This is a genomic window from Desulfoglaeba alkanexedens ALDC (assembly GCF_005377625.1).
Taxonomy (GTDB): domain Bacteria; phylum Desulfobacterota; class Syntrophobacteria; order Syntrophobacterales; family DSM-9756; genus Desulfoglaeba; species Desulfoglaeba alkanexedens.
Window position 1 is genome coordinate 800,994 of sequence record NZ_CP040098.1, and the last position, 21,292, is coordinate 822,285.

General features: G+C 58.8%; 23 protein-coding genes, 1 tRNA gene and 1 pseudogene. 9 read left to right on the forward strand and 16 right to left on the reverse strand.

Annotation, left to right across the window (positions count from 1 at the left end; all coding sequences use genetic code 11):
* Positions 1-1,140 precede the first annotated feature (1,140 nt).
* From FDQ92_RS03840 to FDQ92_RS03890, 9 genes and pseudogenes are all read right to left on the reverse strand, one after another.
* Positions 1,141-1,356 carry a type II toxin-antitoxin system HicA family toxin gene (locus tag FDQ92_RS03840; protein WP_137423358.1) on the reverse strand — a complete coding sequence of 72 codons (216 nt, stop codon included), beginning with the start codon at positions 1,354-1,356 and terminating at the stop codon, positions 1,141-1,143.
* Entirely contained in the window at positions 1,353-1,553 is a 201-nt protein-coding gene (locus tag FDQ92_RS03845) for a type II toxin-antitoxin system HicB family antitoxin (protein WP_137423359.1), read from the reverse strand. Before FDQ92_RS03845 ends, FDQ92_RS03840 begins: the two co-directional genes overlap by 4 nt.
* A gap of 136 nt (positions 1,554-1,689) precedes the next feature.
* Positions 1,690-1,956: a hypothetical protein gene (locus FDQ92_RS03850; RefSeq protein ID WP_137423360.1), complete on the reverse strand. Its 267-nt coding sequence runs from the start codon at positions 1,954-1,956 to the stop codon at positions 1,690-1,692.
* A 264-nt stretch (positions 1,957-2,220) separates the two neighbouring features.
* Complete coding sequence (locus FDQ92_RS03855) at positions 2,221-2,490, reverse strand: nucleotidyltransferase domain-containing protein (RefSeq protein WP_137423361.1); 270 nt, start codon at positions 2,488-2,490, stop codon at positions 2,221-2,223.
* A 77-nt stretch (positions 2,491-2,567) separates the two neighbouring features.
* Positions 2,568-2,846 carry a ParE family toxin-like protein gene (locus FDQ92_RS16105; RefSeq protein ID WP_137423362.1) on the reverse strand — a complete coding sequence of 93 codons (279 nt, stop codon included), beginning with the start codon at positions 2,844-2,846 and terminating at the stop codon, positions 2,568-2,570.
* On the reverse strand, positions 2,843-3,061 hold the full coding sequence (locus tag FDQ92_RS03865; protein WP_137423363.1) for a hypothetical protein: 219 nt from the start codon (positions 3,059-3,061) through the stop codon (positions 2,843-2,845). Before FDQ92_RS03865 ends, FDQ92_RS16105 begins: the two co-directional genes overlap by 4 nt.
* Positions 3,062-3,154: 93 nt before the next feature.
* A pseudogene (locus FDQ92_RS03870) lies at positions 3,155-3,379 on the reverse strand (type II toxin-antitoxin system HicA family toxin); the annotation flags it as partial.
* Entirely contained in the window at positions 3,376-3,579 is a 204-nt protein-coding gene (locus tag FDQ92_RS16110) for a type II toxin-antitoxin system HicB family antitoxin (RefSeq protein ID WP_137425700.1), read from the reverse strand. The pseudogene FDQ92_RS03870 and the gene FDQ92_RS16110, both read right to left, overlap by 4 nt.
* A gap of 444 nt (positions 3,580-4,023) precedes the next feature.
* Positions 4,024-4,251 carry a DUF2283 domain-containing protein gene (locus FDQ92_RS03890; RefSeq protein ID WP_137423365.1) on the reverse strand — a complete coding sequence of 76 codons (228 nt, stop codon included), beginning with the start codon at positions 4,249-4,251 and terminating at the stop codon, positions 4,024-4,026.
* A gap of 1,093 nt (positions 4,252-5,344) precedes the next feature.
* Between FDQ92_RS03890 and FDQ92_RS03895 the strand changes: the two genes are divergently transcribed.
* Positions 5,345-5,755, forward strand: a complete 411-nt coding sequence (locus FDQ92_RS03895) for a hypothetical protein (RefSeq protein WP_137423366.1) — start codon at positions 5,345-5,347, stop codon at positions 5,753-5,755.
* 344 nt (positions 5,756-6,099) lie between these two features.
* Here the strand turns inward: FDQ92_RS03895 and FDQ92_RS03900 are convergent, their stop codons facing one another.
* From FDQ92_RS03900 to rnc (FDQ92_RS03910), 3 genes are all read right to left on the reverse strand, one after another.
* On the reverse strand, positions 6,100-8,061 hold the full coding sequence (locus tag FDQ92_RS03900) for a propionyl-CoA synthetase (protein WP_137423367.1): 1,962 nt from the start codon (positions 8,059-8,061) through the stop codon (positions 6,100-6,102).
* A 419-nt stretch (positions 8,062-8,480) separates the two neighbouring features.
* Positions 8,481-9,611, reverse strand: a complete 1,131-nt coding sequence (locus FDQ92_RS03905) for an elongator complex protein 3 (protein ID WP_137423368.1) — start codon at positions 9,609-9,611, stop codon at positions 8,481-8,483.
* A gap of 86 nt (positions 9,612-9,697) precedes the next feature.
* Complete coding sequence (gene rnc, locus FDQ92_RS03910; protein WP_137423369.1) at positions 9,698-10,429, reverse strand: ribonuclease III; 732 nt, start codon at positions 10,427-10,429, stop codon at positions 9,698-9,700.
* A gap of 119 nt (positions 10,430-10,548) precedes the next feature.
* On the opposite strand from rnc (FDQ92_RS03910), the gene FDQ92_RS03915 reads away from it, so the two are divergent.
* The 5 genes from FDQ92_RS03915 to FDQ92_RS03935 all read left to right on the forward strand — a co-directional run bounded on the left by FDQ92_RS03915 (position 10,549) and on the right by FDQ92_RS03935 (position 14,987).
* Positions 10,549-10,983, forward strand: coding sequence for a D-glycero-alpha-D-manno-heptose-1,7-bisphosphate 7-phosphatase (locus tag FDQ92_RS03915; protein ID WP_170180174.1), 435 nt, complete (start codon positions 10,549-10,551; stop codon positions 10,981-10,983).
* Positions 10,984-10,994: 11 nt separating this feature from the next.
* A complete protein-coding gene (locus tag FDQ92_RS03920; RefSeq protein ID WP_137423371.1) occupies positions 10,995-11,399 on the forward strand; it encodes a hypothetical protein in 405 nt (134 codons plus the stop codon).
* Complete coding sequence (locus FDQ92_RS03925) at positions 11,399-12,712, forward strand: ParA family protein (protein WP_137423372.1); 1,314 nt, start codon at positions 11,399-11,401, stop codon at positions 12,710-12,712. Before FDQ92_RS03920 ends, FDQ92_RS03925 begins: the two co-directional genes overlap by 1 nt.
* The gene (locus tag FDQ92_RS03930; RefSeq protein WP_137423373.1) at positions 12,709-14,229 is read left to right on the forward strand and encodes a hypothetical protein; all 1,521 of its coding nucleotides are present in this window, start codon (positions 12,709-12,711) and stop codon (positions 14,227-14,229) included. Before FDQ92_RS03925 ends, FDQ92_RS03930 begins: the two co-directional genes overlap by 4 nt.
* Positions 14,230-14,354: 125 nt before the next feature.
* The gene (locus FDQ92_RS03935) at positions 14,355-14,987 is read left to right on the forward strand and encodes a hypothetical protein (protein ID WP_137423374.1); all 633 of its coding nucleotides are present in this window, start codon (positions 14,355-14,357) and stop codon (positions 14,985-14,987) included.
* Between the two features lie 332 nt (positions 14,988-15,319).
* Here the strand turns inward: FDQ92_RS03935 and FDQ92_RS03940 are convergent, their stop codons facing one another.
* Together FDQ92_RS03940 and rnc (FDQ92_RS03945) are read right to left on the reverse strand one after the other, a co-directional pair.
* Positions 15,320-16,453 carry an elongator complex protein 3 gene (locus FDQ92_RS03940; protein ID WP_137423375.1) on the reverse strand — a complete coding sequence of 378 codons (1,134 nt, stop codon included), beginning with the start codon at positions 16,451-16,453 and terminating at the stop codon, positions 15,320-15,322.
* Positions 16,454-16,539: 86 nt separating this feature from the next.
* Positions 16,540-17,271: a ribonuclease III gene (rnc, locus tag FDQ92_RS03945; protein WP_137423376.1), complete on the reverse strand. Its 732-nt coding sequence runs from the start codon at positions 17,269-17,271 to the stop codon at positions 16,540-16,542.
* 119 nt (positions 17,272-17,390) lie between these two features.
* On the opposite strand from rnc (FDQ92_RS03945), the gene FDQ92_RS03950 reads away from it, so the two are divergent.
* From FDQ92_RS03950 to FDQ92_RS03960, 3 genes are all read left to right on the forward strand, one after another.
* The gene (locus tag FDQ92_RS03950; RefSeq protein WP_170180175.1) at positions 17,391-17,972 is read left to right on the forward strand and encodes a D-glycero-alpha-D-manno-heptose-1,7-bisphosphate 7-phosphatase; all 582 of its coding nucleotides are present in this window, start codon (positions 17,391-17,393) and stop codon (positions 17,970-17,972) included.
* Positions 17,973-17,993: 21 nt separating this feature from the next.
* A complete protein-coding gene (pckA, locus tag FDQ92_RS03955) occupies positions 17,994-19,595 on the forward strand; it encodes a phosphoenolpyruvate carboxykinase (ATP) (protein WP_211341362.1) in 1,602 nt (533 codons plus the stop codon).
* 83 nt (positions 19,596-19,678) lie between these two features.
* Positions 19,679-20,350, forward strand: a complete 672-nt coding sequence (locus FDQ92_RS03960) for a DUF1614 domain-containing protein (protein WP_137423379.1) — start codon at positions 19,679-19,681, stop codon at positions 20,348-20,350.
* A 323-nt stretch (positions 20,351-20,673) separates the two neighbouring features.
* Here FDQ92_RS03960 and FDQ92_RS03965 read toward each other — a convergent pair.
* A tRNA-Glu gene (locus FDQ92_RS03965) sits at positions 20,674-20,751 on the reverse strand.
* 187 nt (positions 20,752-20,938) lie between these two features.
* Positions 20,939-21,277 (reverse strand): P-II family nitrogen regulator, encoded by a 339-nt coding sequence (locus tag FDQ92_RS03970; protein WP_137423380.1) that lies wholly within the window; start codon positions 21,275-21,277, stop codon positions 20,939-20,941.
* Positions 21,278-21,292 lie beyond the last annotated feature (15 nt).

The window sequence follows — 21,292 nt, forward strand, 5'->3', positions numbered from 1 at the left end:
AACTTTCACCCGCCAGGTGCACTCATGAGAAGGATCGAGATGGAGCCATCTTCGAAGGCCTTCTACAGCGGGTACTCGGGCCTGGTCCTCGTGGGCAATCTGATCAACGGCACCACGGACCTCTGCGAACGGTTGGAAAAGGAAGTTCCGGGAAAGAAGGGGTGCCGCGGACGTACCAGAACTACGACGGATACGCGCCGATTGGGGCCTACCTCGGCCAGAAGCGATGGTGTCTGGGCATGGAGCTTCGCCCGGGGTCTCAGCATTCCCAGAACGGATTTGTTGACTTTTTGCGCAAGGCATTGGTGTGTACCCGGAGATCACCCGCAAGCCCCTCTTGGTGCAAACGGACTCGTCTCACGATGCTCTGGAAACGCTTGTGGAGCTTCGCCGACACCCCAATGTGAGCTTTATCGTCCCATGGAATCCACCGGACCGCCTTTACCGGCGTGATCGGGCCTTCATGGAGGGCCGTTTAAGTGAGCCCCGGCCCGGCAAAAAAGTGGCGATCTTCAGCACGTGGGTGACACGACACTATGGATAGAGAACCTATCGGTTTCGCCTGGTGATCCGGGTCACCGAGAGGATATCGGATGCCAAGGGGCATAGGCTGATCCGGCCCGATATCAAGCTGGAGGGCTGGTGGACGTCCCTTTCCGTCCATGAGGATCAAGTGATCCGCTTGTACGAGAAGGGGGTCTGAGTGAGCCGTTTTATAGTGAGATCACGTCCGATCTGGACTTGGAGCGATGGCCCTGCGGAATAGCGGTCAGGTGCAGCGCCTTGTTGGACGAACCCGCTACGCGGCGGGAAAAACCACACTTCATGCCTCTAACTGTTCAATCAAAACTTCCTGGTTATTCCTTCAAGTTGGGTTTACTCTTCATGTCGGCCATTATGATCCGATTCTTCGAACGCCGGATAAGTTATGCAAATCTTCAATTTATTTCACTTTTTCTCTAATTTAACACCGGATGAATTGTGTAAGCCTCTAATTTATTTCGTTTTTCTCTAATTACTGTCCGAAAAAGTACTTACATATATGGCATAACCTATGCCAAGTTCGGGCTCGTCCAACCACAGGATAAGATCGTGGATCGCTTCGCTCTCAGGATCTATCCTTATTCGTTAGGCAGTTTCTCAGAGATCCTCAAGCGTGAGGCCCGTGCGCTTGGCGATGCGTGCCAGCATGCGGGGGCCAATCTCTTCTGAGTCATGAAACGCGAAGACGTAATCTGGCCAGCCAGGTCGCGACAGAATTCGGTGAGATGTTTCAGATTGACGCTTGATCGTCCAGCCAATTCGCAGCAAGGCGGCCAGCACAAGGCGAGCTTTAGCTGACGGCCATTGACTCATGCCGGCATCGCGAAGACTTCATGCAATTCGGGGATTGCCTCACCGTGTTCCAGTCGATCAGCCAGCACGCGCAAAGCTAAAGCTTTGACTTTTGAAATCGCTTCTTCACGACTCTGCCCATAGATCATCACACCGGGTAGATCGGGAATTTCGGCTATCCACCGACCATCTTCCTCGCGTTCAATTTCGATATTCATCCTTCACACCTCCGATACACACATTAGCGGAGTTTTCCCAGAAAAATCCGCCTTTTCCGCTGCGGTGAGCTTTCGTTTAGGCTTTGCCATTAAAAGAGGTCGCCCCCTCCTACCCGGTTTTGACGATCAAATGACCTCAGCGCGTCTTTATTATTCTCCAGTACTTGATGCCAGGCACCCCTCCCTGAGACTCGGGACATCGCCTCTCGTGTATGTCAGAGGCGTTTGCTCCATAAACATACCCACAGATTGTACATTCAATCTTGTAGGCATACTGTCCCCGATCGGTCCCCGGCACTCCATAATAATCGCAACACTTCTGACCGTGACGATTGACGTATCCTATCTCAGTTGTCTCGCCTTTCCCGTGTTGCCAGTCAACAGGACTATCGATGTCCTTCATGATTATCCTTTTTCCCAACTGCCACAGTTGAGGCGGACCGGCCTTTTGGGCGTCGCCTCAAGCGAAAGTTAGCGCAGGGCTTTCCAAAAGTCGGACGAACTGAGTTAATGTGTCAACCTGCCTCTTTTTCAATCAGGCTGGCAACACAGCCAATGAGCTCTTCTGGATTTGAGATCCATGGCAGCACCTGTGATTCTTCAAAGCTGACAAAGTCGATGTAGTCACCCTCTTGGCGTCTCTCAAAAAGATCATTGTAGATCCTGGCTAAATCCTGATGTCGCTATTCCATTCATCGTGGTTCCGTACAATTGATGAGATCACCTCCCCCGTCTCCCACTCCAGCTCATAGAGTCTATGACGGATTCGATCCGTGCGTTCATCGCTGACAGGGCCGTCCACAAGGATCAGGAAGTCCCAATCTGATTCTGATAGAGCATCACCACGGGAGCGGCAACCGTAAAGAATGATCTCTGCATCAGGCTCCGCCTGATGCACAGCCTCCTTTATCTGTTCGAGCAATTCTTCTCTATTCATATGAATACCTCGTATTCTCACGGGCGCTAACGACGCAAATCAACTGCCGCTGTAAGCGGTCGGCTGCATTTGCCTTGTTAGGCGTGCCTTAGCTGCTTCAATATATTATCATAATCCGTATGTGAACCGACCCAGAACCAGATTATTTCACTGTCCTGCTGTATGCCTAAAGCACGATACTCTCTTGAAATACGAACTGCATAAATCGGCCGCTTCGAATGTACTCGTTTGAAGTGTAACCCCGGATAATAAGGGTCTTTTTTGAACTGTGCATAAGCCTCTCTCGCCTGCCTTTGGGTTTCCTTCGGCAGATCTGCCAGGAGTTTACGAAAACGCTCTGCCGTACGGGATATCACAGCTCGTCAATATCCAAAGTTTTTGTCTTGCCTTGTGCATGCTCTGCAAGTGCCTCATCCGCCAGTTTATCTAATACATCTTCCGACTCAGCGAATGCTTTTTCCCATTTTTTATCGGATATGATTTCCTCAATCAGCCATCGGGCCAAAGCATTTTGTTCCAATTCCGACAACTTTGACGCCTCTTCAAAAGCTTTTTCAAGAAGTTGTGTCATAGTCTACCTCCAATATTTTTTATACGCCTAACGACCAAGCTCGGTGGTGCGGATGGAGCGCAGCGGAATCTCCATCCAGTGCAGCGCACTGCATAATTTTTCAAGAAAATCGTCTACTGTCATTCGAGCCTGTTTTAAAATATGAGACAATGTTGAACGTTTAATCGGTTTGTGGGCAGGTACAATGATTTTAAAAGTCTCATTACCGACATGCTTTTGCAGTCGAATATGTGATCCACGTTGACGAACGATTACCCATCCGTCACGTTGTAACCCTTTGATCACCTTCTCGTAATTCAAGCTGGGGATTTTACTCATATGGCTAATTCTAACGATTCGGCATCAGGAATAGCTACAATATCATCCTCCACAGGCTCTAAATAAAGTTCGATTGCTTCTTTAATATTTCTTACGGCTTCCTCTTTTGTATCACCTTCGGATATGCAGCCAGGCAATGAGGGAACAATTACAGTATATCCGCCATCATCACTTGGTTCGAGATAAATTTTGATTTTCACATTACTACCTCCACTTACAGTTATAATTTCTATATGACGTGGCCCCGCTTCTATAACTCCAGTCTTTGGATTAATCCACAGCGAGTGTGATACCCATTCCCTTTTTAAATAACAAGCGGCTATTCGCAACTTTCGTTCTAAATCCCTGCGTTTCATGCAATCATTATCTTATCCTGGATTGCATCGTCAGGCAAACCACGTAGAATATTTTCTCTTCGATCTTGCAGAATCACTATGATTGCTTGACGCAGATTCTCTTTCGTTTCATCTATTGTTTCTCCTTGTCTATTGGCACCTGCTACTTCTGGACAAATTGCTCAATATCCACCCTCAGGTGCCGGCTCCATAATAGTGGTAAATTCTGCTTTCATAATTTTACCTCCATTTGCATTGGCCCAACGACCACCCTCAGCGGCGGAGTTAGCCGTCCGCTGCAACGGGTTGTTAAGCGATTTCCTTTTTCAATATATCCTTATCTAATTCCAGAGTATAGGACAGAATTGTATCGATATTGATCTTTTTGGATGCCTTAAGAATTTCAATTCCGGTTAGTTTTCCATCTGCTGTAGTATCAATATTTATACCTTCCGCGATTTCAATAACACCATTCGGCTTTTGCTCGCCGAGGCTAAGGTATAAGGCATCTACCTCTTCGTCATAATGGACTTTCATTGCCTTCTTCCTTTCTTCAAAGGATAACTTGTAATTACAGTTTGTATATCACCTTCGACGGAAACAACAACTTTTATAGGATATTCAAATCTTTAGACATCTTTAATTATCTCATGTTCACCATCTTGAAAATCCAAATCCTTTAATATCTCCTCAATTGTTGTTTCCGGTATATTATACAGTCTTGCCCTTGTTTTGCATGACGCGAGAATTTAATTACCATTTCGCATTGCCCTTCGAATCAACTTTCTCGCTTAACTCGTTATTCTACCCAATCTCCGTTTTTCCGTTACGGTTGCTAGTCAGTCGGTGTACTCAAATGTAAGATTACCGCTTCCCGCCCTTCCCCGTCAAGGAAATCCAATGAAAAGACCCTTGACGAGCGGCAGGTTGCCAATGACTATAACATTAGTGTATTGACGTTATGGAGATTGTGTATAAGCACGTGGAGTTTATGAAACCGGCCAAGGGAGAACTCGAGCGGAAACTTCTTGGCTATGCCGAATTTCTGCGGAAACGGCAACTGGCACCGCCAAAGCACCAGCCACACTTGGTTCGCTGGGTGCGGGAGTTCCTGGTCTTTGCGACGGAGCATCGCGGATACACTTTCGAGCAAACCCTGGACAAGTTTCTCGCCGCCGCCTGCGCCACTACGCAAGAAGCACGGAAAAGACATATCTGCATTGGACGCGACCGGAGTGTGTCCAGACACCTGTCGCACGAAGCCAAGCACATCCACACGGGGCCACCCACATGGTTCTTGCCCCGCTTCCGTCCCCGCGCTAGGTTTGCATCATAACCCGCCGGCGCTCCACCGTGGATACATTCACCAAGGGGCGCCGGGTGCGCGGCGCGTTTCCCTGTGGCGCCTGCAGGTGACGGCTCAATCGATGGGCGCGCCAACCCAAATGGGCATCCACAGATTACACAGATTGACACAGATTAAAGAATCAAGGAGCTCGATGGAAAATACAGTCATCTTTGGCCATCGCTGAAATCTGTGGAATAGTACATTCCGGTCGTGACCGTGAGATACGCTATCTTTTCAACAAATTCCACGTAAAACCCACAAATGACGTTGTGCGGTTGAACTATGGCAAGACTCAACTTTATCGTGATCATGATATTACTTCTGCTGGGGCAATGTGTATGGGCCGAGGAGGTTCCATATACTCTTGAGGATAGAGATAGACTCATTAGAGTTGAGGCTAAAATAGAGGACATAGACAAAAGATTTGAACAGATAGACAAACGATTTGAGCAGGTCGAGAGGCGCATAGAGAGGCTGGAAAACGTAATGATCTGGGGATTCGGGTTATTATTTACCACGATGATAGGATTGCTTGGTTTTGTATTGTGGGACAGAAGAACAGCGCTGTCGCCTGCAATAAGGAAGAATAAGGAATTAGAAGAAAGAAACGATAAGATTGTGAAGGCATTGAAGGAATATGCCTATAAAGAACCAAAACTGGCAGAGATACTTCGTAATGTGGGTCTAATGTAAACTTTCCACCTTGTTCCCAAGCCGGACCATCCACCTTGTTCCCAACCTCCAGCTTGGGAACGAGGGGAAATAATAGACCTAATATTTGATGCCAAGTTCTATTTCCCCTCCCCTTGTGGGAGGGGATTAAGGGGAGGGGAATGTAACTGATTGACATACGTTAATTTTCTCACCCTCACCCCAACCCTCTCCTTCCCCTCCCCTTGTGGGAGGGGATTAAGGGGAGGGGGAGAGAGGGATTTTTTGACCTTCGTTAACCTTTTTGCTTAAGGTCTCCACTTTAGAACGCTGCCAAAAGTTTGCGGAGCTCCGACGGGCCCGGACGAGCCTCCATCGGGAGGACCTTATCGGCGCCCCTGAGCGTAGCCGATAGTCACCAGGGCGGCCTTTATCTCGTCGAGAATGGCTGGGTCGTCGATGGTGGCCGGGATCTTGTAGTCCTTGTTGTCGGCGATTTTCTGGATCGTGCCGCGCAGGATCTTGCCCGAGCGGGTCTTTGGCAGCCGCTTGACCACCGTGGCCTTCTTGAAGCTGGCCACCGGGCCGATGCGGTCACGCACCATCTGGATCAGTTCATTGACGATTTCTTCGTGGGGACGGGTGACACCGGCCTTGAGCACCACGAATCCCACCGGCACCTGCCCCTTGAGATCGTCTTCAACCCCCAGCACGGCGCACTCGGCCACATCCGGATGGTCGCTCAGGACCTCCTCCATGGCGCCGGTGCTCAGGCGGTGACCGGCCACGTTGATGATGTCGTCGGTGCGGCCCATGACGAACACGTACCCGTCCTCGTCGATGAAGCCGGCGTCGGCCGTCTTGTAGTAGCCGGGAAATTCTTCCAGATAACTTTTGATGAGGCCCTGGTCGTTGTTGTACAGGGTAACCAGGGCCCCCGGCGGCAGGGGGAGCTTGACCACCAGGGCGCCGATCTGGCCGGCCGGCAGGGGCTGGTTGTTGGGGTCCACCACCTGGAGGTTCCATCCCGGCGCCGGCTTGGTGGCGGACCCCTCCTTCACCGGGTACGCGTGCAGGCCCAGGCAGTTGGCGCAGATGGCCCAGCCGGTCTCGGTCTGCCACCAGTGATCGATCACCGGCACCTTCAGTGCTTTTTGAGCCCATTTGAGGGTGTCTGGATCGAGCCGCTCGCCGGCCAAAAAGAGGGCGTAAAAGTTCGAAAGATCGTATTTTTGCATCAGCTCGGCCCGCGGGTCCTCACGTTTTATGGCCCGGAGGGCGGTAGGCGCGGTGAACATGGTGCGCACCTTGTGTTGCCCGATCACCCGCCAGAACACCCCGGCATCCGGCGTGCCCACCGGCTTGCCTTCGAAAAGGATGGTGGTACAGCCGCGCAGCAGGGGGGCATACACGATGTACGAATGGCCCACCACCCAGCCGACATCCGAGGCGGCCCAGTAGACATCGCCGGCATCCACGTTGTATATAGCCTTCATGCTCCAGTTGAGGGCCACGGCATGCCCGCCGTTGTCCCGCACCACTCCCTTGGGTAGGCCGGTGGTGCCCGAGGTGTAGAGGATGTAAAGGGGATCGGTGGCCGCCACCGGCACGCAGTCGGCCGGTTTGGCCGCTGCCACGACCTCCTTCCAGTCCACGTCACGCCCGGGCGTGAGGGGTGCGGTTTCCATGGGACGCTGGTAGATGATGCAGCTTTGGGGTTGGGCGTCGGTGTTGGACATGCGGATCGCTCCATCCAGCAGCGGCTTGTAGGGGATGACCCGCTTGACCTCGATGCCGCAGGAGGCTGAAACGATCACCTTGGGCTTCGCATCGTTGATCCGGGTGGCCAGTTCGTTGGAGGCGAATCCACCGAAGACCACCGAGTGGATGGCGCCGATGCGGGCGCAGGCCAGCATGGCGATGACGGCCTCCGGGATCATGGGCATGTAGATCAGCACCCGATCCCCCTTGACCACGCCGCGATCGGCCAACGCGCCGGCGAACAGCGCCACTTCGTCCCGCAACTGACGGTAGGTGTACGTTTTGATTGTGTCGGTCACCGGACTGTCATAGATCATGGCCGCCTGATCGGCCCGTCCGCCTTCCACGTGGCGGTCCAACGCATTGTAGCAGGTGTTGAGCTCTCCGCCGACAAACCAGCGATAAAACGGCGGATTACTGTCGTCCAGGACCTTGTCCCACCGCTTGTACCAGTGGATCGCTTCCGCCGCATCGCCCCAGAACCCATTGGGATCCTTGATCGATCTTTCCCATGCTTCGACATACGGGTCGCTCATCGTAACTCTCCTTTTTGCTTGGGTTGGCCGTGAAAAGCATTGTAAGCGCATCAGCTTCGTTTCCCCTCGTTCCCAAGCTGGAGCTTGGGAACAAGAGTGGATGGTGGAGCTTGGGAACAAGGTCAAAAAATCCCCCTCTCCCTTGATGGGAGAGGGTTGGGGTGAGGGTGAGAACATTAACGTATGTCAATCAGTTACATTCCCCTCCCCTTAATCCCCTCCCACAAGGGGAGGGGAAATAGAATTCCCCTCGTTCCCAAGCCATGGCTTGGGAACGGACTCATGGGAATCGAAGCTGGAGCTTCTGCAACAGGTGTGTTCCCAAGCTGGAGCTTGGGAACAAGGTGGAAACCGACAATGTTCCGTTGACCCTCATCGCCGGCAAGCCGGCTCCTACAGGGCATGAGTCGCTACTCAAGTGCCGTTCGCAAACCGCCCGTGCATCCGGTAGAAGAGCAGCCGTTGGTGGATCAGAGGTGGAACTCCTCGTCTCCCACGCAGAGCCGACCGTTGCGCCCTTCAACGGCCGCGGAGGCTTCCGGGCGCACGTCCAACCCGTCCCATCCCCACTTTCGCGTCCAGTATGTCACATTTTCACGCCGAGGGCCAAGGGCTTCACTCAAAAGATGCGATGGAACGTAGAGCACGGCGGATCGCTGATTTCGTGACCGGATCGGCGCGGATCCGTCCGGCAGGGCAACGGCATCTCCCCCTTCAGGGGAAGCGGGAGTCTTCGCACGCCCCTCCATGACCGCGTCCACCCGGTTACGCCACCACCGGACTCGAACCAGGTAGCCGAAGGCCGGGTGGCAGGGGCCGGCAAGGATCGTCCCCGGTCGATCCAGTTCGGGGTCCGCGTGCAAACCCATGCGGGCGACCCTGATGCCGTTTTTCAGGAAGCGATCGAAAGCGAAGGCGCAGCGTTCGACGGCCTGATCCAGCGAAAGCGGCCGGTACCGGCCGCTTTCGAACCAGCGGGCGAGCCCGGTGTCCCTCAAGACCAGTGCGGGGTAGAGGCGAACGAAATCCGGCCGAAGCGCGACGGCCTTCGAAATCGTTCCTTGGAAGCGGCTCGGGGTTTCGCCCGGAAGGCCCACCATGAGCTGAATGCCGAGCGCCCAGCCGGCCGCACGGACGCGCCGCGCCGCCGCTTCCACCGCCGCCGCCCGGTAGCCTCTTCGCGATGCGAAGAGCACGGCGTCGGAAAGGCTCTGGGCGCCCAGCTCCACCGTTCGAATCGGGAAGGCCTGCAGCCGCCGGACCGTCTCCTCAGAAACGGCATCCGGGCGCGTGGAAAAACGAATGCCCGTGAATACCCCGTCGCGTACACCGGCCGCGGCGGCCTCCAGCAGACCGTCCAGGAGAGCTTCCGGTAGCGCCGTAAACGTTCCGCCGTAGAAGGCTATTTCTCCGGGAATCCCGGATCGCCGGGACCGTTCGGCCCGGTCTTCGATAGCGGCGCGCCCCCGCAAGAGGTCCGACCCCTCCCGCCCTCCCGAACCGGTCACCGCGTACTGGTTGCAGTAGACACAGCGGTACGGGCAGCCGGCATGCGGCAGAAAGACGGGATAGATTCGAGGGCGATTCTGTCGGTCCCACATGGTTTCCGCCGTTTACGGCTCGCGGCCGCTCCTCCAGGATGTGTCCGGGAATCGAGAGACTCCGGCGCCCGAAGGCGCCCCGCAGCCTACGACATCGCTTCCCCGACCCTTTCCTTCAACACTTCCAGGGCCTTTCGAGCCGCTTCCTGCTGGGCGTCCTTTTTGCTCTTTCCCACGCCGCGGCCCAGGAGCACCTCACCGAGCGACACCCGCATGGTGAAGGTCTTTTCGTGGTCGGGCCCTTCTTCGGACTCCATTTCATAGGTGGGCACCGTCTTGAAACGGGCCTGAGTCCATTCCTGGAGCTGGGTCTTATAATCCTTGTCCAGCCGGCTCAGAGGGTCATCCAGGTGCTCCGCATCGAGGTACCGTGAAAAAAGGCGCGAAACCAGTTGAAATACCGCGTCGAAGCCGCCGTCCAGGTAGACGGCGCCAAGAAGCGCTTCCAGGCTGTCGGCGAGCAGCGACGCCTTCTCCCTGCCGCCGGTAAGTTCTTCCCCTTTTCCCAGGAGCAAGCGCCTGCCCAGGCCCAGTTCCGAAGCGGTTTGCGCCAGCTGCCGTTCGTTCACGATGGCCGAACGCATGCGCGAAAGGTCCCCTTCCAGTCTTTCAGGAAACCGCTCGATCAACAAGTGGCTCACGGCCAGCCCCAGCACCGCGTCGCCGAGGAATTCCAGCGTCTCGTTGTCGGAAGGCCGGCTGTCCTGATGTTCGTGGACGAAGCTCCGGTGAGTGAGCGCCTGCCGCAGCAGCGCCGGATCGCGAAACCTGTAGCCCACGGCATTTTGAACCGCCTGAAGATCTCTTGCGTGATCCATGGGTTTCTGCTACCTGTATCATCGGTTGAGCCTTCAATAAGCCGCGCGAAGAAACAATGCATTGTTTCTTCCACAGTGAGGATTGTCAAGCCGCGGGATCGGGAGAGGACAACTCTTCGATGATCATCTGCTCCGGCCGCCCTGCCGCCGCTTTCACCTCGTTTGTTTTCCTAGACAGAGACGGGATCCTGAACGTCGACCGCTCCGATCATGTGAAGCACTGGAGCGAATTCCAATTCTATCCCGATGCGCTGGAAGCTCTCAGGAGGCTTCGCCGGCGAAAGATCGAAGTGATCCTGGTGAGCAACCAGTCGGCGCTGAACCGCGGCCTGACTCAGTGGAACGATTTCCTGGACATCCACCGCAACATGCTCCAACGCATCCGCGCCGAAGGCGGCGACCTTCTCGCCGCCTTCTACTGCCCGCACCGCCCGGACGAAGCCTGCGACTGCCGAAAGCCTCGGCCCGGAATGCTTCGGGCGGCGGCGGACCTTTACGGAGTGCCGCTCCATGCCACCACCATGATGGGTGACAAGGTGACCGTAGGCCACTAACAATAAGGCAAGTGGGCACAAAGACAGTGAATCGCGACGATTTCCGCGCGGCGGCGCGCCGCTGGTATCGAGATGGCTGCCATTTGTTGCAGGATGACCGGTACCCGGGGGCATCCCATGCATTCGGTCTGGCGGCGGAGTGCGCGTTGAAGCACAGCATGGAACGCCTTCCGGGGGCCCAGCGGGAACTGCCGCGGCGTCACCTCCCCGAGCTGCTGAATGACGCCAGACTCTGGTTGTCGGGCCGGCGGCATCGAGGCCTGACCCAACTACTCGGCTGGAGGGATTACATGCACGGATGGCAGATGGACAACCGCTACTGGGCGGACGATTGCTTCGATGCGCAGGGCTGTCGTCTCTTTCGTGATCACGCCCGCCGAACCCTGCAGGCCGCCGGCGTGGAGGTTGCCACGTAATGCATGCTGACGTGCGCTTCGATACGGCGCTCCCGCGCCTTGTGCAGGCAGTGCGGGAAGCGGTTCCGGACGTCGATTTCCGCGACATCAGGGTCGTCCGGGACATGCAGGGAAGGCTGTTCCTCGTTGTGCCGAACGACTGGGATACCGGGACGATCTCCGACCTTCGCCAGCGCCTGTCGGCCGCGCTCGGTCCGTACAGCCCCGGCGAGGAGGCGGGGGCGGCCCGCTTCAATGATGTGCTGGCCGGCAAGGAGCTCCTCGCCGAGCGTGCGCTGCTGGTCTGGGTGGACGACGCCCCCGTCCATCTGATCGAGCGCCGGGCCGTCGGGCAGGACTGGGCGTTGCCGCCGGAGCCCGCGTCCGCCCACCCGCCGCGCTTCGTCTTCTACAGCCTGAAAGGCGGCGTCGGCCGTAGCACCGCCCTCATGCTCTGGGGTCGGCATCTGGCCGAACGAGGGCAAAGCGTGCTCCTCGTGGACCTCGACCTCGAAGCCCCTGGGCTCGGGGCGCATCTCCTGCCTTCGGACGGGCGCCCGCTGTTCGGGACCTTGGACTGGCTGGTGGAGGATCTGGTCGGGAACGCCGACCGCACACCGGCCGCGGACCTGATCGCCGACAGCCCCCTCTCCCACGCGCCCGGCCTGTGGGTCGCACCGGCGCTCGGCGCCGAGGCCGCCCGGCATCCCGGCAACGTCCTTGCGAAGCTCGCCCGCGCCTATCTCGAAAGCGACGAAGGCGCTGGATTCGCGAGCCGTCTGAGCCGCCTAATCTGTGCCCTGGAACGGCACCTTAGTCCCGACGTAGTGCTGATCGACAGCCGCGCCGGGCTTCACGAGAGCGTCGCCGCCAATCTGCTGCACCTGGATGCCGAGGTGCTGCTCTTTGCGGTGGATCTGCCCCCCACCTGGGAAGGCTACCGTTATCTGTTCGGCCACCTGCGGCAATTGGCTCCGGATATGGTGGGCGGCGGAGGCTTCGACGCCTGGCGTGCGCGCCTGCGGATGATCCAGGCGCGCGCGGCCGGGACCGAGGCCGAGAAGCGCCGCTTCTCTTCCAGCGCCTTCGGCGTGTGGGTGGATACGCTCTACGACGAAGCGCCCCCGGATCAGGGGGATGCCTTCTCGTTCGACGAGCACGACGAAGCGGCGCCGCACTGGCCGCTGACCATCCTTCGCAGTGAGCGCTTCGAAGCATTTCATCCCCTGGAGCAGCTGGCGGACGTCGGCGAGCGCGCCATCGGCGAGGTGTTCGGCGAGCTGTTCGCCGGCCTCGACGAGCGCCTCCTGGCGCTGAAGGAAGACAGCGAATGAGTCAACGCGAATTCCCGCTCGCCGAGCTGCACTGCGCGTTCGAGGACATCCCGGACGAGGTGGCCCATCATCAGACTGAGCCGCCGCCGTTGCGTGAGGTGTATGTCGTCCCGGGCCATGAGAAGGCGCTGAACCCGGAGACACCGGTAGTGGTCGGCGACCGCGGCACGGGCAAGAGCTTCTGGAGCGCGGCGCTCAACGGCGAGGAGACCCGCCTGCTGATCGGCCGGGAGCTGCGCAAGTTGCGCATGGACACCGTCCGCGTGAGCTGGGGCTTCTCGGCCGCCACGGACAACCGCTGGCATCCCTCCCGGCGCGTGCTGCGCAGCTTGCGCGGCCAAGGTTTCGAGGCCGAGGACATCTGGCGGGCGGTGCTGCTCCACCATCTGGCCGGCGCCTGCGGCCTGGGGGGCTGGCCCGCAGGCGCGGACTGGGCCGAGCGCGTGCGGCGCGTGGCGGAAGCACCGGAACTCGAGGAGCGCCTCCTGGCCGAAGCGCACGACCGGCTGCAGCGGCTGGGTAAGCGCCATCTCTTCGTCTTCGATGCCCTGGACCGCCTCGGTGACGACTGGAGGGCGATCCGCGACCTGCTGCAGGGCCTGCTGCGCGTCTGCCTGGACCTGCGCGCCTATCGCGCGATCCGAACCAAGCTCTTCCTGCGGCCGGATATGTGGGAGGATCAGGCCGTATCGCAGTTCCCGGACGCCTCCAAGCTCCATCACGGCCGAGTGCTCCTGGAGTGGCGACGGGTCGATCTCTACGGCCTGCTCTGGCACTGGCTGGGCAACCACCCCGGGGCCGGCGCGGCGTTTCGCGACTGGTGCAAGGACGCGCACGGTCATGAATTCGAACCGATTCGGATCGGCAGCGAAACGGTGTACGCGGTGCCCGCCGCCCTGCGCACGGACCAAGACGAGCAGGCAAAGCTGCTCGAGGACATCGCCAGCCGCTACATGGGCCGCGACCGCCGCCGAGGCAGGACGTACACGTGGCTGCCCACCCACCTGGCGGACGCAAAAGGCCAGGTCAGCCCCCGGAGCTTCCTTCTCGCCCTGAAGCACGCGCATACCGCAACGCAGGATCGCCTGGCCGGCGGCACCCCGCTGCTGCATTACGAGGGCATCAAGCAGGGCGTCCAGGAGGCCTCCCGGATACGCCTTAAAGAGCTGCAGGAGGATTACCCCTGGATCCAGCAGGTGCTGGCACCGCTCCAGGGCATGACCGTCCCCTGTACCGCTAAGGAACTCCGGCAGCGCTGGCATGCCGAGGGCGTGGTCCAGGCCATCAGCAGCCCGCCGCTCGACAATGCGGAGCTCAAGGCCGACGACAGGGCCTACCTGCCGCCGCACGCCCTCGAGTACGCGCCGCCAGGCCGGTCACCGGAGGACGCCCTGATACAGGCCGTGATTGAAATCGGCGTCCTGAGCCGCATGGCAGACGGGCGCCTGAACATGCCGGACCTCTTCCGCGTCGCCGCCGGCATCGGACGCCGCGGCGGCGTGAGGGCGATACGGTAGCCCGTCCACTTGGTTGATGGCGGCACCCTCGCCGCTTACGACAGCGCTCAAAAAATCCGGCAGATGGCGGACATTCTGATCCCGCTGCATGATCTGAGCGTCGGGAGGCGGAAGAGGATTCCCGCATGAGCACGGACGGTGGGATGGAATCGCCCACGCCTGAAACCTCGAGCCAAAGGCAGCGAAGAAAGCACGGATACGTCTGCACCATATGCGGCCGGCGCTGGCGACGCTCCTGGCTCCTCCAATGGCAGCGCGGCTTCCGCGGCTCGGAATACGGAACCCTTGCCGTGTCCCTTCGGTTTCTCTGCCGCGAACTCAGCAGCGCGGACCTTTCGGACAAGACCGTCGACGCCTGGCGAAAACCGGCGGCGCAGATCCAGCGAGACGTGGCCGATTTCTGTCGGGAAGCGAAACGACTCCTCTTGGAAGAAAAGGTGGCGGGGCAAAACGCGAACCTTTCCAAACTTCAGAGTATCAACCCCACCGTGGACGCCCTCCGAGCGCGGCTTTTCGGCTCAGGGATAAGCCACGGAGGATTCAGCCGCCGGATTTTCGACACCCTCGACACTAATTTATCACAAGGGAGGTGTCTCACCTACATTGGCACAGAGGGGAACGGACTCATGGGAATCGAAGCTGGAGCTTCTGCAACAGGTGTGTTCCCAAGCTGGAGCTTGGGAACAAGAGTGGATGGTGGAGCTTGGGAACAAGGTCAAAAAATCCCCCTCTCCCTTGATGGGAGAGGGTTGGGGTGAGGGTGAGAAAATTAACGTGTGTCAATCAGTTACATTCCCCTCCCCTTAATCCCCTCCCACAAGGGGAGGGGAAATAAAATTCCCCTCGTTCCCAAGCCATGGCTTGGGGAACGGACTCATGGGAATCGAAGCTGGAGCTTCTGCAACAGGTGTGTTCCCAAGCTGGAGCTTGGGAACAAGAGTGGATGGTGGAGCTTGGGAACAAGGTGGAAACCGACAATGTTCCGTTGACCCTCATCGCCGGCAAGCCGGCTCCTACAGGGCATGAGTCGCTACTCACGTGCCGTTCGCAAACCGCCCGTGCATCCGGTAGAAGAGCAGTCGTTGGTGGATCAGAGGTGGAACTCCTCGTCTCCCACGCAGAGCCGACCGTTCCGCCCTTCAACGGCCGCGGAGGCTTCCGGGCGCACGTCCAACCCGTCCCATCCCCACTTTCGCGTCCAGTATGTCACATTTTCACGCCGAGGGCCAAGGGCTTCACTCAAGAGATTCGATGGAACGTGGAGCACGGCGGATCGCTGATTTCGTGACCGGATCGGCGCGGATCCGTCCGGCAGGGCAACGGCATCTCCCCCTTCAGGGGGAGCGGGAGTCTTCGCACGCCCCTCCATGACCGCGTCCACCCGGTTACGCCACCACCGGACTCGAACCAGGTAGCCGAAGGCCGGGTGGCAGGGGCCGGCAAGGATCGTCCCCGGTCGATCCAGTTCGGGGTCCGCGTGCAAACCCATGCGGGCGACCCTGATGCCGTTTTTCAGGAAGCGATCGAAAGCGAAGGCGCAGCGTTCGACGGCCTGATCCAGCGAAAGCGGCCGGTACCGGCCGCTTTCGAACCAGCGGGCGAGCCCGGTGTCCCTCAAGACCAGTGCGGGGTAGAGGCGAACGAAATCCGGCCGAAGCGCGACGGCCTTCGAAATCGTTCCTTGGAAGCGGCTCGGGGTTTCGCCCGGAAGGCCCACCATGAGCTGAATGCCGAGCGCCCAGCCGGCCGCACGGACGCGCCGCGCCGCCGCTTCCACCGCCGCCGCCCGGTAGCCTCTTCGCGATGCTAAGAGCACGGCGTCGGAAAGGCTCTGGGCGCCCAGTTCCACCGTTCGAATCGGGAAGGCCTGGAGCCGCCGGACCGTATCCTCTGAGACGGCGTCCGGGCGCGTGGAAAAACGAATGCCCGTGAATACCCCGTCGCGTACACCGGCCGCGGCGGCCTCCAGCAGACCGTCCAGGAGAGCTTCCGGTAGCGCCGTAAACGTTCCGCCGTAGAAGGCTATTTCTCCGGGAATCCCGGATCGCCGGGACCGTTCGGCCCGGTCTTCGATAGCGGCGCGCCCCCGCAAGAGGTCCGACCCCTCCCGCCCGCCTGACCCTCCGGTCACCGCGTACTGGTTGCAGTAGACACAGCGGTACGGGCAGCCGGCATGCGGCAGAAAGGCGGGATAGATTCGAGGGCGATTCTGTCGGTCCCACATGGTTTCCGCCGTTTACGGCTCGCGACCGCTCCTCCAGGATGTGTCCGGGAATCGAGAGACTCCGGCGCCCGAAGGCACCCCGCAGCCTACGACATCGCTTCCCCGACCCTTTCCTTCAAGACTTCCAGGGCCTTTCGAGCCGCTTCCTGCTGGGCGTCCTTTTTGCTCTTTCCCACGCCGCGGCCCAGGAGCACCTCACCAAGCGACACCCGCATGGTGAAGGTCTTTTCGTGGTCGGGCCCTTCTTCGGACTCCATTTCATAGGTGGGCACCGTCTTGAAACGGGCCTGAGTCCATTCCTGGAGCTGAGTCTTGTAATCCTTGTCCAGCCGGCTCAGAGGGTCATCCAGGTGCTCCGCATCGAGGTACCGTGAAAAAAGGCGCCAAACCAGTTGAAATACCGCGTCGAAGCCGCCGTCCAGGTAGACGGCGCCAAGAAGCGCTTCCAGGCTGTCGGCGAGCAGCGACGCCTTCTCCCTGCCGCCGGTAAGTTCTTCCCCTTTTCCCAGGAGCAAGCGCCTGCCCAGGCCCAGTTCCGAAGCGGTTTGCGCCAGCTGCCGTTCGTTCACGATGGCCGAACGCATGCGCGAAAGGTCCCCTTCCAGTCTTTCAGGAAACCGCTCGATCAACAAGTGGCTCACGGCCAGCCCCAGCACCGCGTCGCCGAGGAATTCCAGCGTCTCGTTGTCGGAAGGCCGGCTGTCCTGATGTTCGTGGACGAAGCTCCGGTGAGTGAGCGCCTGCCGCAGCAGCGCCGGATCGCGAAACCTGTAGCCCACGGCATTTTGAACCGCCTGAAGATCTCTTGCGTGATCCATGGGTTTCTGCTACCTGTATCATCGGTTGAGCCTTCAATAAGCCGCGCGAAGAAACAATGCATTGTTTCTTCCACAGTGAGGATTGTCAAGCCGCGGGATCGGGAGAGGACAACTCTTCGATGATCATCTGCTCCGGCCGCCCTGCCGCCGCTTTCACCTCGTTTGTTTTCCTAGACAGAGACGGGATCCTGAACGTCGACCGCTCCGATCATGTGAAGCACTGGAGCGAATTCCAGTTCTATCCCGATGCGCTGGAAGCTCTGAGGATGCTTCGCCGCCGAAAGATCGAAGTGATCCTTGTGAGCAACCAGTCGGCGCTGAACCGCGGCCTGACTCAGTGGAACGATTTCCTGGACATCCACCGCAACATGCTCCAACGCATCCGCGCCGAAGGCGGCGACGTTCTCGCCGCCTTCTACTGCCCGCACCGCCCGGACGAAGCCTGCGACTGCCGGAAGCCTCGGCCCGGAATGCTTCGGGCGGCGGCGGACCTTTACGGAGTGCCGCTCCATGCCGTCGCCATGATGGGTGACAAGTTCACCGATCTGGAAGCCGCCCGGGCCGCCGGATGCCTCCCGGTCTGGATCCGGCGGCCCGGAACGGAAGCCGCCGCCGAACCGCCTCTTGAAAGCGCGCCGAACATCGCCGTGTACGGTTCGCTTGCCGAAGCCGTGGAGGCGCTTTTCACCCTTACCCTGTAAACGGATCTGGGGAGGCAACCCGTGACACGGAACACCCCGGCCGCATGCCAACCGACGGAGCCCCTCGAAGCCCAGGGAATCGTCAATTACACTCGAGTGTTCTACAACCTGTCGGAACCCCGGCTCTACGAGCAGGCCATCCGGCGCCGGGAGGGACTGCTCGCTCAATCCGGCCCTCTGGTCGTCCGTACCGGCGCCTACACGGGGCGTGCCCCCAACGACAAGTTCCTGGTTCGGGAACCGGGAAGCGAAGACAAGATCTGGTGGGGCGAAGTGAACCGCCCTTTCACCGCACGAGACTTCGATCGGGTCCACCACCGGCTGCTGGCCTACCTCCAGGGACGAGAAATCTACGTTCAGGACTGTTACGCCGGAGCCGACCCCGACTACCGGGTGCCCATCCGAGTGATCACGGAAACGGCATGGCAGAGCCTCTTCGCCCGAAACATGTTCCTGCGGATCGAAGACTCGGATGAACTGAACTCCTTCCGCCCCGAATTCATCCTGATCGCAGCTCCCAACTTCCACGCCAACCCCGAGGTGGACCACACTCGGTCCGAAGCGTTCATCCTGGTCCACTTCGGGAAGAAGCTCATCATCATCGGCGGCACCGGCTACGGCGGCGAGATCAAGAAATCCATCTTCACCGTGATGAACTTCGCCCTGCCCCAGAAAGGGGTTTTTCCCATGCACTGTTCGGCCAACGCGGGAAAGAACGGCGATACGGCCATCTTCTTCGGGCTTTCCGGAACGGGCAAGACCAGCCTTTCCGCCGACCCGGAACGCATCCTGGTGGGCGACGATGAACACGGCTGGAGCGACAACGGCATCTTCAACTTCGAAGGCGGCTGCTACGCCAAGGTGATCCGGCTGTCACCCGAAGCCGAACCCCAGATCTACCAATGTACACGGCGGTTTGGAACCCTCCTGGAAAACGTGGCCATCGACGTCGAGACGCGCCGGATCGACCTGGACGACGACAGCCTCACGGAAAACACCCGGGCCGCCTACCCCATTCACTTTATCGACAATGCATCGCCCACTGGGATCGCCGGTCACCCCCGAAACATCATCATGCTGACCTGCGACGCCTTCGGCGTGCTGCCGCCCATCGCTCGGCTGACCCCCGAACAGGCCATGTACCATTTTCTTTCGGGCTACACCGCCAAAGTAGCCGGGACCGAAGCCGGGATCGTGGAACCGCAGGCGACCTTCAGCACCTGTTTCGGGGCCCCATTCATGGCCCTGCCGCCCACGGTCTATGCCGGACTCCTGGGTGAACGGATGAAGAAACACCGGTCCGTGTGCTGGCTCATCAACACGGGCTGGTCCGGCGGCGGCTACGGTGTGGGGGAACGCATCCGGATCGAGTACACGAGGAGGATGGTGAGCGCCGCCCTGGGGGGCGAACTGGAATCGGTCCCCTTCGAAGAAGAACCCTTCTTCGGCCTGTCGGTACCGACCCGCTGCCCCGGAGTGCCGGACCAGGTGCTCCGGCCCGCCGACACCTGGCCGGACCGAGACGCGTACCGGCGGCAAGCGGAAGACCTGAAGAACCGTTTCCGGAATAACTTCAAGGCCTTCGAAAGCCAGGTGGAAGACGCCTTAAGGCGCGTGATGTAGGCGGGCGGCGCGTGAGTCGTCCGTCGTGAGTCGTGCAAAGCCCCCTTTGTCATTGAAGGTGGCTTGGACAAAAGGAAAATACCATGTTTTTTCCGCCGTTTCTCATTCTGTTCGCCTTCCTGTTTCTCTTTCTGCTCTTTTTCGTTTTCGCGCTGGTCAAATTCGGCCTCTTCACACTCGCTTTCGCCCGACTCGGCATCCCCCCGGAACAAATGTTCTCGCTCCTTTTCCTCTGCATCGTGGGGAGCATGATCAATATCCCCGTAAAACGCATTCCCTTGGAAGAGGAACCCGAAGAATTGGAGACGGTGGCCTTTTTCGGGATCCGCTACCGGCCGCCCCGGTGGCGGAAGCCCCGGGAAACGGTCATCGCCGTAAACGTCGGAGGCGCCATCATCCCCGCCTGCATTTCGCTCTACCTTCTTGCCAACGCTCAACACCCCATCCGCATGCTGATCGCCACCGCCCTCGTGACGTGGGTCGTGCACCGCATGGCACGTCCCGTGCCCGGGATGGGGATCGCCACGCCCATGTTCATCCCACCGCTTGTGGCGGCGCTCGCCGCCCTCGTCATCAACCCCGCCTGGGCTCCCCCCACCGCCTACGTCGCCGGAACTCTGGGGACCCTCATCGGAGCGGACATCCTCAATCTCGATCGCATCAAAACCCTGCGCGCCCCGGTCGCCTCCATCGGAGGGGCCGGCACCTTCGACGGCATATTCCTCACCGGCATCCTCGCCGTGCTTCTCGCGTAGCCCGAACCTCGCCGGCACATCGCCGGCAAGCCGGCTCCTACAGGGGATCGCCCCGGTTTTCCGTTATCGGTAGGAGCGGGCTTGCCTGCGACCCGTAAAACCGACAACACCCCGTTGACCCTGGTCGCCGGCAAGCCGGCTCCTACGGGAGATGAGATGCAGCTTTCTGTGGGAGCGGCGCTATTGTGGGAGCGGCGCCCTCGCCGCGATAAACCAACCTCAGTGCCCCACCAAACCCATCGGCCCGAGGCGGGCCTCCCACAACCATCACTCCGATAACACAAAAGGCCCACGGCGGTCCGCCGTGGGCCTTTTTCATGGCCTGGCGTCCCCAACCGGATTTGAACCGGTGTTGCCGGCGTGAAAGGCCGGTGTCCTGGACCGGGCTAGACGATGGGGACGCGAAATCAGCGGCGTTCATACCAAGGAACCGGCGCTCTGTCAAACGGTTTTTGAGGACTGTCGTTTCGATCTTCATGAAACGATGATCGCTCAAGACAGGAAAGCCTAACCACCCGTCATTTTCGATTTGCCAAAGACCGTTCAGCCCCTTTAAGCGACATGTCCCTCAAGCCGCCCCGCCATCTCTCACAGCGCAACTTCTCCCTTTTCACCGGTGCGGATTCTCAAAGCATTTTCTATCGCAGACACAAAAATTTTTCCATCGCCGATTTCACCCGTTTGGGCACCCTTGGCAATAGCTGCTATAATTTTTTCAACATTCTCATCTTTGGCTACAATTTCAATTTTTATCTTAGGAAGAAGCTCTAGTTTAAATTCTCTTCCCCGGAACTGCTCGGTTAAACCTTTCTGTCTGCCGTGTCCTTCAATACGGGTAATCATCATTCCCGGATAGCCTAATTTTTCCAACGCCTCTCGTACATCATCTAATTTCTCCACTCGGATTACCGCTTCAATTTTCTTCATATTAAAATACCTCCG